Below are 12,463 nucleotides of genomic sequence, written 5' to 3' on the forward strand. Positions count from 1 at the left end.
ATAAGAATTACAACTATGCTGTGGTGAATAATTTTGCCAAAACAGTTAAGGCATTTATTTCAGTGTCAGTTTAGCCGTGATGCCTTTCTTCACGAAGGAACTCAGATCCACGGGTTTTCCCTGGAACTGAACCTTAACCTTGGATGGTACGCCAATATTCACCGAATAAGGTAAATTACCGGAAAGTTTCAGGCTATCCCCTTTCTTTTTTATGCCACTAAACAACACTTTACCTTTGGCATCTTCGACTGCCAGCCAACATTCACCGCTGAAATCTATCACTAACTCATCGTTACTGGCCGTATTGATACTATTTACATCAGTCGATGATGGACTCACAACCGCACTATTCACTTCTGCATTGGCAGCAGCAGTTGTATTTTCTGGCGTTGCATTGGTTGCAGATTGATTTGTTGCTGTGGATACCGGCACACTGGAAGATACGGGAACATTACTGTTTATTTCTGTACGATTTGCCTCTGCCGACGATGTTTTTTCTTGGGAAACACCAGATTGAGCAGTCGCTACGGATTGATTTTCTTTAAGAGGTGCTACATTATTTTCCCCGGCACTTGGGGTCAGTCGGTCATTTTCAGAATCTGTTGCCTGACTATTCTGAGCAGTTGATTGTGTGACCATTGAAGACAGTTCTGTTTGTTGTACTTTATAGTTCTGCCACCACCACAGGAATGTCATTCCCAGCAACACAATAATAACAGCCCATGTTATCTTCATTAGCCAACCGTCACGTTTCTTGCGTTTTTTCCCCGCTGAAAAGCTTTGCATAGGTGCCGTTTTTATGGCCTTGGAGGGGATCTGTTTATCCAGAGTACTCAAGATTTCAGATTCAGGCACCTGAACCAATTTTGCATAGGCACGAATATACCCACGAAGGAATGTCGGTGAAATATTTGACGGGATATTATCTTCTTCAATATCACGAACAGTGGACAGTTTAAGACACAAGCGATCTGCCACAGTTTGCTGAGAAAGCTCATGTTTTTCACGAGCCTGACGCAGAATCTGACCTGTTGTCAGATTGGCTTCTTCTGGATAAGTTTCAGTCTTCATTAGCAAGGGATACTGGTACTGTTCTGGGTTAAAGAATTTACGCAAATTAAGTTAATAGAACATATCACTTAATTTGTGTAGCGAAATCATCTAAATACTGCGTTGAACACAGAAAATCATTTATCACAGCGATAATAGCCTGTGTTGCTTTGCATACTTTTCATGACCAATTGTTCAGCTTTTTCATACTGCTTTTGTTCACAAAGAAAAATATGATAATGACGTACTACGGTATCACTTTCAGCCGCATACTGCATCGCCATTCTGTAATGCTGACTGGCGGTTTCCGGGCGGCCTGCATATTGTTCATGCAGTGCCATGCCCAGATGTGCCTCTGGATGATGAGGTTCCGCCAGCAAGACTTTTTGAAAATGATATTTAGCGGCCGGTAAATTTCGCTCCGCCAAATAAGCCTTCCCTAGCTGCAATCGAGTATCTATGGCAACAATCTGATGGGCGCGATGCGTTGATCGTTCCACACACCCCGTTAACAGGACAAAACAAACTATAGACCAACTTATTGATTTCCGTATCATACCATCTTCATTTATAAGGATATGTTAAACTTTGCCAGATTTTTAGCCATTAATCGATATTAAACGAAAAATTAGACTGTTTTTACCTGAATAGGTTCACCTGCCTGACGTTTTTTCAGGGTTCGCTTGGTTCTGTCAATGACATCACCGGCAAGCTGCCCACATGCTGCATCAATATCATCTCCCCTCGTTTTACGCACGATGGTTGTAAAACCGTATCCCATCAGGACTTTGGCAAAACGATCGATGCGGCTGTTCGAGCTGCGTCCATAAGGGGCGCCTGGGAACGGGTTCCACGGGATCAGGTTGATCTTGCTGGGAGTATCTTTCAGGCATTCGGCTAATTGATGGGCCTGCTCAACGCTGTCATTGATATGATCAAGCATCACATACTCCACCGTAACACGTCCCTGATTAGCATTGGATTTTGTCAGGTAACGACGTACTCCTGCCAGGAATTCTTCAATATTGTACTTGCGGTTAATTGGCACAATTTCATCACGAATATCGTCAGTGGGTGCATGTAAAGAAATTGCCAGTGCAACATCGATCATATCTCCCAGTTTATCCAGTGCAGGAACAACACCGGACGTTGACAATGTCACACGGCGTTTCGACAAACCAAAGCCGAAGTCATCCATCATGATTTCCATTGCGGGCACGACATTATTCAAATTGAGTAGTGGTTCTCCCATTCCCATCATCACTACGTTGGTAATGGGACGACGACCACTGGATTTCAGTGATCCTATAATCTTGGCGGCGCGCCAAACCTGACCAATAATCTCAGAAACGCGCAGGTTACGGTTAAAGCCCTGCTGTGCCGTAGAACAAAATTTACACTCTAAAGCACATCCCACCTGAGATGAAACACACAGTGTCGCGCGATCATCTTCTGGGATATAAACCGTTTCAACCTGTTGACCCCCTACAGTAATCGCCCATTTGATAGTGCCATCTGCAGAGCGTTGCTCTTCTGCCACTTCGGGTGCTCTGATTTCGGCAACTTGTTGCAATTTCGCTCTGAGCACTTTGTTAATATCGGTCATCTGCTCAAAATCGTCATAGCAATAATGATAAATCCATTTCATGACCTGATCGGCACGAAAAGGTTTCTCTCCCATATCGATAAAGAATTGGCGCATTTGTTTACGATTAAGGTCGAGCAAATTGACTTTACCATTTTTCTTTTCAGGCGTGACAGATACGGCGGAAGTTGCAGGTGGTACGGTTTCGTTAAGTTGGGACATTGTTACATCGCCTCGTTGTTACACTTTCGGCTCTATGCTGATCTGATTTCAGCATTAAGTTTTCATGCGGTGACGGCCAATTCAATGATCATTCTCTCTTTTAATCAGAGCTATATTGAATGGACATTGAAATAAAATAATAAACGCCCCGCTGAATCAAATCAGTGGGGCGCATCATTGTACAAACTTTACTGTTTATATGCTACTTAGAAGCTATTACTACATACAACGAAAAGCCTTAGCAGCGAGGAAAGATTTCATCATCACTGAAAAAGTAAGCAATTTCGCGACTTGCAGATTCTGTAGAGTCTGAACCGTGAACCGCATTTTCAGTAAAACTATCTGCGTAATCTGCACGCAGAGTACCCGCTAATGCGTTATCAGGATTAGTCGCACCCATTAGATCGCGGTGACGTTGAACGGCATTTTCACCTTCCAGAACTTGTACCATAATTGGGCCAGAGGTCATGAACTCCACCAGACCATCAAAGAAAGGGCGGCCTTTGTGTTCAGCATAAAAACCTTCCGCTTGTTCGCGTGTCAAATGCAACATTTTGGCCGCGATAATTTTAAACCCTGCACTTTCAAAGCGGGCATAAATAGAACCGATAACATCTTTCTTCACTGCATTGGGTTTAATAATGGAAAAAGTACGTTCAATTGTCATTGCGTAACCTCTTTGGCACTTTCAGCGATGATTCATTTTAATTTTTACGCCCCAAACAAAACTGAAGGGCAACTCTACCCTGTACCTGACAGGGATAAAAATAGGCGTTGATTATAGGAGGAGAGTTTCTGCTTGCCTACAAAAAACACAACATTTTATTAAAACTTTCTTAGCGAAAATATCATTTTTTAGCATAAATCACATTTTCGCTTTGTTATACACGATGAAAATAACCATTTTATAAAATAATGCCTGTTCAGGCGATTAAATCCCAAACAGGCATACTGACTAAGATCATTGAATTAGTGTTTTTCACTCAATGTCAATTATAAAACCTTCTCTGTTACACACTGAATAAAAGGCTTAACTTCTTCAGCTCTTTTTTTGCTTATATCCTGTTTATTTTCATCAGAGACTATAAATTTCCCTGTGAACTTTTTTTTAGGATCTTGGGTGGTTTTATCTGACGTACCAATAATACTGATAGTATATTTGTGTCCCGTCGGTAGTAGGTCTGTACACTCTCTCAGCACTCCCTGACGGGAAGGCTCCTGATTTGTTATTTTCTGATTATCAGTTATTGATGTAACAGCAAACGAAGCAGGTATGTAAAATGCGCCCAGCAGCAAAACATATGAAAAAATTTTCATCTTTTTTCCTCACTGTTTACGTTGAATTAATAATAACCACTATTGCTATTTACTTACTCTAGTCGTCTTTGAATTCCAATATATCTCCCGGCTGGCATTCTAAATATTGGCAAATGGCATTCAAGGTAGAAAATCGAATCCCCTTAATTTTTCCTGTTTTTAGCAAAGAAAGGTTCTGTTCAGTAATGCCAATAGCTTGTGCTAAATCTTTAGATTTAACTTTTCGTTTCGCCATAATCACATCCAGATTTATAAGAATTGCCACGGTATCTCCTATACAATGCTCTGATTTTCATCGTATATATCACATGCTTGGTAAAGAATACGTGAAATGATAGCCAGGCAAACTGAAATGAAAATAGCGACAAAATGACCGGTTGTTAAACTCAATGAGATAAGGCGTTCACCTACTGGTGCCCCAATTGTTAACCATAATGTTAATACAGGCTGACAAAGAATATCTAAAATACTCCATAAAATGACTCCCCAACCCGCATATTCCAAATATCTAACCGTAGTTTTGGAAAAATAATCCCCTTTTCTATAATTGCCAAACAATCGATGAAAAGCCAAAAAACTACCAATCAACGATAATAGTGGGATCGTCGATATCAATATTCCTCCGGTTAATTTCCATGTAGTAAGCGTATCCCTGTCGAAACTGGACAATATCCTCTCAGTCAAAGAAAAGCCTAATCCATATCTTCCCAAAATGAGTTTTGGATCCAGCCAACTAAAAATATTAATCACCATCATCAGGATAATAATTAACAAAGATAATTTAGACATCACCAAGCTGAGTGTTGTTATTCGGGTCAGTTTTTCAGAGGGCATCATGTTTATATCTCACTATTTAACATGATCGAATTATAGATAGTAATTATCGTAAAACAATAATTTTTTCATCTAAAACGTGAATTAAATGATATACAAAAACAAAAAAACATGGACAAGCCCATGCTTTTAATGAAAAATAATTATATTTAATCCCTAATATATCCAAGAGATTTTTGATAGTAGAGCACAGGGTAGAATTGGTGAAATAGCAATGTTATGCATTGTGTTTAAAATCAATTCTATGCTGTAGCAGCGAATTTCATAACAAAGAAAATAGTGTCACGGTAAAGCAATCAAGTAGTTATTGATTAACTACCGGAATAGTATCACGCAACCAACTCCCTAATTTTCGCTGATAAAAAGGTTGGGTATGATGAATCAAGAAATGGCTGATGCCCCCTTCTTGTTCATCAAGCAAACAAAAATCGACAGATTCATCTTCATCAAGATATTTGCAAGCCAGCTCACCAGCCTCTTGAATCAACAAATTAATCTCATTTTCTGCCAATGCCACACTGAATTCCAATCCAATTAATACATTGGGTTTTTCATCCACATTTTTATCATGGGCCATAACTAAAAAAGCCTGCCGAACAGGCTTATGTTGTTTAAATAAGTCAATTAGTGACTCAATAAGCGGAGTCGGTTGTTCTTCTGGTTGACTTAGAGTAATACGGCTCCCGCTAGGAACTTCTATTTCAGTAGCGATAGATCCATTTAATAAATTCATGAAAAATCCCCGACCATACTGTTTTAATTGAAGTTAAAATCACTAAAAATTCAACAATAGCTCCTCATAAGAAGAGCTATTAAGAATAGTTATTTCGGCTTATTGTGCTTTTGTCAGCAATAAATTGGCAATAGTACGTACACCATATCCCGTTGCACCCGCAGCCCATTGTTCAACAGAGGATTTACGGTAAGTTGCTGAACAGTCAATATGTACCCAGCCTTTTTTGTAATTTTCGACAAAGTGCGACAAGAATGCTGCTGCGGTACTTGCTCCTGCCGAATGAGCCGGTGACGCAATGTTGTTCAGATCAGCAAAGTTGGATGGTAGCTGGCTACGATGGAATTCAGCCAGCGGTAAGCGCCAGAACAATTCATTTTCATTATCAGCCGCCACCAGTAAGTCAGATACCAGTTGATCATCAAAACTTAATATTGAGTGATAATCATTTCCTACTGCGGTTTTCGCTGCGCCCGTCAAGGTAGCAGCATCAATAATAAGTTGCGCTTTTTCTGCACTGGCGTCAATCAAACCATCAGCCAGAACCAGACGCCCTTCCGCATCTGTATTCATTACTTCAACCGTTTTGCCGTTACGGTAGTGAATAATATCGCCCAATTTAAAAGCATTACCACTTACCATATTATCTGCGATGCTCAAGAACAATTTTACGCGATGTTTTAAGCCACGGCTGATTGCCAGAGCCAGTGCTCCCGTTAATGTCGCAGAGCCACCCATATCTGATTTCATCGAATCCATGAAATTAGAAGGTTTGAGGCTGTATCCACCGGAATCAAAGGTAATACCTTTACCAACCAGGCAGGCAAAAACAGGCGCTTTTGCATCTTTTGTTGGATTGAAATCTAATGTCAAGAACACGGGATCACGAGAAGAGCCGCGGCCGACAGTATATACCCCCGCATATCCCTGTTCACGTAACTCGTTCCCTTTGACGATGCGATAGCTAACAGCATCACCCGCTACCCCGTGCAATAAATCAACAGCTCTCTGGGCGAGCTGTTCTGGCCCTAGATCTTCTGCCGGAAGGTTGATGGTATCACGCACCCAATCAATGAATTTTATCCTTCTTTCCAGCTCCTGTTTTTCCGCCGCAGGAAGTTGTGGCCATTCAATTGTGCGCAATCCCTTAGGTGAACGAAAGCCCAGCCAAAATGACCAACTTTTTTCCAGATCCCAGCCATCACCCACTAAAGCAATATTGCGAATTCCTTGCCCGTCAATTTTACGCCCGGCACGTTGAATGGCGCCCAGCTTACCATTGCCTTGCAAATGGATTGAGATCCCCTGCTCACTTGAGCTAATTAGTGCTTTTTCACCCCAGCAAGCGTTAGCTGGCTCATAAGACAGTGTTATTGGCATGATTTGTTTTGTCATTTTCTCTCACTTCTTATCTTATTTGTTCACTGTTTCACAGTGAGGGATTAAAAAAACTGGCGATTGCCAGTTTTCCACTAAATACAGACTATGCCAAGCTATTGAGCAAGAATAGATGAGCTTGCACTATTTTTTACTTGAGTTTTTGCCTTGGGCAAATTGTCCACTATTCATATTCATCCAGCCACACCAGTAAGATAGCTTCCAATATTTTTTCGTTGGATTTCTGTGGATCGTCATCAAAACCATCCAGCCCACAAATCCATTCATGCATGTCGGTGAAACGCACTGTTTTTGGGTCTAAATCAGGAAATTTATCATACAACGCTTCGCCAATATCACGACTGTCAGACCATTTCATTTTCTATTCTCCTGTCAGTGTTCGCGTGCATGGTTAATGGTGTATTTGGGGATTTCAACGACTAAATCCTCATCGACAACTTTGGCCTGACAGCTCAATCGGCTTTCTGGCTCCAATCCCCATGCTTTATCCAACATGTCATCTTCCAGTTCAGAGCTTTCTTCCAGTGAGTCAAAGCCTTCCCTGACAATGCAGTGACAAGTCGTGCATGCACAGGATTTCTCACAGGCATGTTCAATTTCAATGCCATTACGTAATGCAACATCCAGAATGGATTCGCCTTCCTTCGCTTCCAATACTGCCCCTTCAGGACAAAGTTCGTTATGAGGTAAAAATACAATTTTAGGCATAGTTAAATCTCATCCACAGAATGACCCGCCAAAGCCCGGCGGATTGATGTATCCATACGGCGCGCTGCAAATTCCTGCGTTTGCTTGTCCAATTGTTTTATTGCACTTTCAATCGCATCAGGGGAAGTTCCCTGAGCACTTTCAATTAATACTTGTACAGCGGCGTCAATAGCAGCCTGCTCTTCTTGACTCAGTAAATCCGCATCTTTTTCCAATGCACTGGTTAAACTTTCCAGCATTCGAGCGGCTTCTACTTTTTGTTCAGCTAATTTGCGTGCCTGAACATCTTCCTGTGCATTAGACATGGAGTCTTTGAGCATATGGGCAATTTCTTTATCCGACAAACCATAGGAAGGTTTCACCTGAATGGAAGCTTCTACACCTGTGGATTTTTCTAATGCACTGACGCTTAACAGGCCATCCGCATCAACCTGAAAGGTCACACGAATGTGTGCACCACCAGCCGGTAATGGTGGAAGGCCGCGTAGTGTGAAACGCGCCAGTGAACGGCAATCATTTACCAGTTCTCTCTCGCCTTGCACCACATGAATGCTCATCGCACTTTGCCCATCTTTAAAAGTGGTAAATTCTTGCGCTTTGGCAACAGGGATCGTGGTATTACGTGGAATGACTTTTTCAACCAGCCCTCCCATTGTTTCCAGGCCAAGTGACAATGGGATGACATCGAGTAACAGCATTTCGCTATCTGGTTTGTTACCCACCAGAATATCAGCCTGAATTGCAGCACCAACAGCTACCACTTTGTCTGGATCAATAGAAGTTAATGGCTCGCGGTCAAAGAACTCGCCCACCATGCTACGTACCAATGGTACTCGCGTTGAACCACCAACCATGACAACTTGCAAAACCTCGTCAACTGTTACACCGGCATCTTTCAGCACCCGACGACAGGAGAGTAATGTGCGTTTGATCAAAGAGGAAATCAATTCGTTAAATTCGGTACGGGTAATACTGCCTTGCCAGTTAGCAATATCGATTTCTGCCCTATCAGCCTCACTCAAGGCAATTTTGGTTTGGGTAGCAATATCCAGCAATTGACGCTGTAATCCGTGATCGTTATCGTTAATCCCAGCCTGTTCACGTATCCAATTTGCTAACAGCGAATCAAAGTCGTCACCACCGAGGGCAGTATCTCCCCCCGTTGCCAGCACTTCAAATACCCCTCGGCTAAGGCGAAGAATAGAGATATCAAATGTTCCGCCACCAAGATCGTAAACGGCGATTATCCCCTCCTGACCGGAATCAAGACCATAAGCAACGGCTGCCGCAGTAGGTTCATTCAAGAGACGAAGAACATGCAAACCCGCTAAACGGGCAGCATCTTTAGTGCCCTGACGCTGAGCATCATCAAAATAAGCAGGCACGGTGATCACAACACCATCAAGTTTACCATCCAAGGTTTCTTCTGCCCGTTGCGCCAACGATTTCAATATCTCAGAAGAAACCTGAATAGGATCTACTCGCCCCGCCACGGTATTGATCAATGGCAAACCATTTTCACTGGCCTGAAGCTGGTATGGCAGGTTAGGGTAACGCTGTTGAACGTCAGCCAAAGAGCGTCCCAATAGCCGCTTGACTGAACTGATTGTATTGGTAGGATCAGACGCAGCCTGTTGACGCGCCTGCCAACCAACCAGAATCTCTCCTTTACCGTACTGTACAACAGAAGGAAGTAAGTGGCGGTTATCACTGTCTGCCAATGTTTCCGCCTGACCGCTACGGACGGTCGCAACCAGAGAGTGAGTTGTGCCAAGATCAATTCCCGCAGCCAGTCGGCGCTGGTGCGGGGCGGCAGATAAACCCGGTTCGCTGATTTGTAATAAAGCCATATGTGCCCCTATAAATCTATATCAGCATAAATCTATATCAGCCAAAATTTATTCAACTGAAATTCATTCAGCCAAAAATCATTCTAAACAATACGATTCAGCTAAAAGTCAGTCAAAAATCCGCTAAAAATCATCCAACAACCGCTCTTCCAGTTGCTCAACCTGCTGTTGCAATTTATCTAGAAAGCGTAACTTACGGACTGTATCGGCTGCAATTGACCATTCGGCAGCATTGAGTTGTTGTTCCATCTGCTCACTACGCGTTTTAATCATTTTATGCAAGCGAGAGGAAAAATCGTTCAAGGCTGTTTCTGAATCTACGCAATGTTCAATGGCATCAAGCTCTTCACGCAATTCCAACTGCTGCATCAAAAAAGCAGTATCCTGCATCGTGTGCTGCTCATTGGACAGATTAAACCCTTGCTGAGACAGCATATATTCTGCGCGTTTCAGGGGATGTTTTAGTGTCTGATAACCATCATTGATGGTAGCAGCTTGTTGGAGTGCCAGCGTTTTTTCACGTTCTGGCTGGCTGGCAAAACGATCAGGATGAAACTGGCGTTGCAATTCCTGATAACGGGTTGCCAATTGTTCGCGATCAATCGCATAACGTGCCGGCAGCCCAAATAAAGTAAAATAGTCCATAAGTTACTCTTAGTTTCGCAAAATGCGGGTCAAAAAATGGGGTTAAACGTGGAAACTTTCTCCACAACCGCATTCGCTGGAAACATTGGGATTGTTGAATTTAAAGCCTTCATTCAGACCTTCTTTAACGAAATCCAACTCAGTACCATCAAGGTAAATAATGCTTTTACCGTCAACGATGACTTTCACGCCCTTATCTTCAAAAATTTGATCTTCTTCATTTATTGCATCAACAAATTCAAGCACATATGCCATACCAGAGCAGCCGGATGTTCTCACTCCCAAGCGCAACCCGACACCTTTTCCTCGATTGGTAAGAAAAGCCAAAATACGTTGGGCTGCACTTTCTGTCAGGGAAATTGACATACAACACCTCACTTTAAAACCAGTAAAGGTGGATATTGCAACAATATCCACCAGAATTATTTTCTTTTTGTAAAAAAGTTATTTAGCCTGACGTTTGTTCTTGTAATCAGCAATAGCCGCTTTGATAGCATCTTCAGCCAAAATAGAACAATGGATTTTCACTGGTGGCAGTTCTAACTCTTCAGCAATCTGAGTGTTTTTAATTGCCTCAGCCTGTTCCAACGATTTACCTTTCATCCACTCTGTTACCAAAGAACTGGATGCAATTGCCGAGCCGCAGCCATAGGTTTTGAAACGTGCGTCTTCAATGATACCTTCATCGTTGACTTTGATTTGCAATCGCATGACGTCACCACAAGCGGGTGCCCCTACCATGCCACTACCCACTGTCGGATCTTCGTTATCGAATGAACCAACATTACGTGGGTTTTCATAGTGATCAATTACTTTGTCGCTGTAAGCCATGTCGTTACTCCTGAAACCGTCTGATTAATGATGAGACCATTCGATGGTGCTAATATCCACACCCTGCTTGAACATTTCCCACAATGGAGAAAGATCACGCAAGTGGCCAATCGCGTTGTGAATCAACTTGATTGCATAGTCTATTTCTTCTTCTGTGGTAAAACGCCCCAAAGAGAAACGAATAGAACTGTGCGCCAGTTCATCATTCATGCCCAATGCGCGCAGGACATAAGAAGGCTCCAGACTCGCTGAGGTACATGCCGAGCCAGAAGACACTGCCAGATCTTTCAATGACATCATCAATGATTCACCTTCAACATAGTTGAAGCTGACATTCAGAATGTGTGGCGCTCCCTGTTCCAAATCACCATTAAGGTAAACTTCTTCAATATCTTTGATACCGTTCCACAAACGCAGACGCAAACCACGCAGGCGTTCTGCTTCTGATTCCAGCTCTTCTTTCGCGATACGGTAAGCTTCACCCATGCCAACAATCTGATGAACAGGCAATGTACCTGAACGCATACCGCGTTCATGACCGCCGCCATGCTGTTGTGCTTCAATACGCACGCGAGGCTTACGGCGAACATACAGTGCACCAATTCCCATCGGGCCATAAAGTTTATGGGCAGAAAAGGACATCAGATCAACTTTTAGCTGACTGAGGTCGATAGGTAATTTACCAACACTTTGGGTGGCATCAACATGGAAAATAATGCCACGGCTGCGGCATAATTCACCAATGGTCATGATATCCTGAACAATACCAATTTCGTTATTGACATGCATGATGGAAACCAGAATGGTGTCTTCACGCATGGTCGCTTCCAACTCTTTCAGATCAATCAGGCCATTGCTCATTGGCGCCAGATAGGTGATCTCAAAGCCTTCGCGCTCCAACTGGCGACAAGTATCTAAAACCGCTTTATGTTCAGTTTTGCTGGTGATGATGTGCTTGCCTTTCTTCTGATAAAATTTTGCAGCACCTTTAATAGCCAGGTTATCTGATTCTGTCGCACCTGAAGTGAACACGATTTCACGCGGATCCGCACCAACTAAGTCAGCAATTTGATTGCGCGCGATATCAACCGCTTCTTCAGCCTGCCAGCCAAAACGGTGTGAACGGGAAGCTGGGTTACCGAAGACTCCGTCAATAGTCAAATAATTCATCATCTTTTCAGCAACACGTGGATCGACTGGTGTTGTTGCTGAATAGTCCAAATAAATGGGTAATTTCATTGCTCACATGCTCCGTAAGACACTTTTAATACTTTCATTGCCACACAAGTA

16 protein-coding genes are annotated in these 12,463 nt (G+C 42.7%); all 16 read right to left on the bottom strand.

Annotation, left to right across the window (positions count from 1 at the left end; all coding sequences use genetic code 11):
- Nucleotides 1–54: 54 nt before the first annotated feature.
- Nucleotides 55–1,071: a cytoskeleton protein RodZ gene (gene rodZ, locus ACE1SE_RS11900; RefSeq protein WP_374051079.1), complete on the bottom strand. Its 1,017-nt coding sequence runs from the start codon at nucleotides 1,069–1,071 to the stop codon at nucleotides 55–57.
- 116 nt (nucleotides 1,072–1,187) lie between these two features.
- Complete coding sequence (locus tag ACE1SE_RS11905; RefSeq protein ID WP_374051080.1) at nucleotides 1,188–1,550, bottom strand: fimbrial assembly protein; 363 nt, start codon at nucleotides 1,548–1,550, stop codon at nucleotides 1,188–1,190.
- A gap of 128 nt (nucleotides 1,551–1,678) precedes the next feature.
- Nucleotides 1,679–2,857: a dual-specificity RNA methyltransferase RlmN gene (rlmN, locus tag ACE1SE_RS11910; RefSeq protein ID WP_374051081.1), complete on the bottom strand. Its 1,179-nt coding sequence runs from the start codon at nucleotides 2,855–2,857 to the stop codon at nucleotides 1,679–1,681.
- Between the two features lie 238 nt (nucleotides 2,858–3,095).
- Nucleotides 3,096–3,524 (bottom strand): nucleoside-diphosphate kinase, encoded by a 429-nt coding sequence (gene ndk, locus ACE1SE_RS11915; protein ID WP_099132099.1) that lies wholly within the window; start codon nucleotides 3,522–3,524, stop codon nucleotides 3,096–3,098.
- Nucleotides 3,525–3,850: 326 nt separating this feature from the next.
- Nucleotides 3,851–4,174: a hypothetical protein gene (locus ACE1SE_RS11920; protein WP_374051082.1), complete on the bottom strand. Its 324-nt coding sequence runs from the start codon at nucleotides 4,172–4,174 to the stop codon at nucleotides 3,851–3,853.
- A gap of 58 nt (nucleotides 4,175–4,232) precedes the next feature.
- Nucleotides 4,233–4,439 (bottom strand): helix-turn-helix domain-containing protein, encoded by a 207-nt coding sequence (locus tag ACE1SE_RS11925; RefSeq protein WP_074019763.1) that lies wholly within the window; start codon nucleotides 4,437–4,439, stop codon nucleotides 4,233–4,235.
- An 8-nt stretch (nucleotides 4,440–4,447) separates the two neighbouring features.
- The gene (locus tag ACE1SE_RS11930; protein WP_374051083.1) at nucleotides 4,448–4,963 is read right to left on the bottom strand and encodes a DUF2975 domain-containing protein; all 516 of its coding nucleotides are present in this window, start codon (nucleotides 4,961–4,963) and stop codon (nucleotides 4,448–4,450) included.
- A gap of 349 nt (nucleotides 4,964–5,312) precedes the next feature.
- Nucleotides 5,313–5,741 (bottom strand): enhanced serine sensitivity protein SseB C-terminal domain-containing protein, encoded by a 429-nt coding sequence (locus tag ACE1SE_RS11935; RefSeq protein WP_374051084.1) that lies wholly within the window; start codon nucleotides 5,739–5,741, stop codon nucleotides 5,313–5,315.
- A 99-nt stretch (nucleotides 5,742–5,840) separates the two neighbouring features.
- Nucleotides 5,841–7,136 (bottom strand): aminopeptidase PepB, encoded by a 1,296-nt coding sequence (gene pepB, locus ACE1SE_RS11940; RefSeq protein ID WP_374051085.1) that lies wholly within the window; start codon nucleotides 7,134–7,136, stop codon nucleotides 5,841–5,843.
- 166 nt (nucleotides 7,137–7,302) lie between these two features.
- A complete protein-coding gene (gene iscX / locus ACE1SE_RS11945; protein ID WP_374051086.1) occupies nucleotides 7,303–7,497 on the bottom strand; it encodes a Fe-S cluster assembly protein IscX in 195 nt (64 codons plus the stop codon).
- Between the two features lie 14 nt (nucleotides 7,498–7,511).
- Entirely contained in the window at nucleotides 7,512–7,847 is a 336-nt protein-coding gene (fdx, locus tag ACE1SE_RS11950; protein ID WP_099118115.1) for an ISC system 2Fe-2S type ferredoxin, read from the bottom strand.
- 2 nt (nucleotides 7,848–7,849) lie between these two features.
- The gene (gene hscA, locus ACE1SE_RS11955; protein ID WP_374051087.1) at nucleotides 7,850–9,697 is read right to left on the bottom strand and encodes a Fe-S protein assembly chaperone HscA; all 1,848 of its coding nucleotides are present in this window, start codon (nucleotides 9,695–9,697) and stop codon (nucleotides 7,850–7,852) included.
- 123 nt (nucleotides 9,698–9,820) lie between these two features.
- Nucleotides 9,821–10,342, bottom strand: a complete 522-nt coding sequence (hscB, locus tag ACE1SE_RS11960; protein WP_374051088.1) for a co-chaperone HscB — start codon at nucleotides 10,340–10,342, stop codon at nucleotides 9,821–9,823.
- 42 nt (nucleotides 10,343–10,384) lie between these two features.
- Nucleotides 10,385–10,708, bottom strand: coding sequence for an iron-sulfur cluster assembly protein IscA (iscA, locus tag ACE1SE_RS11965; protein WP_374051089.1), 324 nt, complete (start codon nucleotides 10,706–10,708; stop codon nucleotides 10,385–10,387).
- Between the two features lie 78 nt (nucleotides 10,709–10,786).
- The gene (gene iscU / locus ACE1SE_RS11970) at nucleotides 10,787–11,173 is read right to left on the bottom strand and encodes a Fe-S cluster assembly scaffold IscU (protein ID WP_374051090.1); all 387 of its coding nucleotides are present in this window, start codon (nucleotides 11,171–11,173) and stop codon (nucleotides 10,787–10,789) included.
- Between the two features lie 24 nt (nucleotides 11,174–11,197).
- A complete protein-coding gene (locus ACE1SE_RS11975) occupies nucleotides 11,198–12,412 on the bottom strand; it encodes an IscS subfamily cysteine desulfurase (RefSeq protein WP_374051091.1) in 1,215 nt (404 codons plus the stop codon).
- Nucleotides 12,413–12,463 lie beyond the last annotated feature (51 nt).

It is taken from the genome of Xenorhabdus taiwanensis (assembly GCF_036512875.1).
Lineage (GTDB): Bacteria > Pseudomonadota > Gammaproteobacteria > Enterobacterales > Enterobacteriaceae > Xenorhabdus > Xenorhabdus taiwanensis.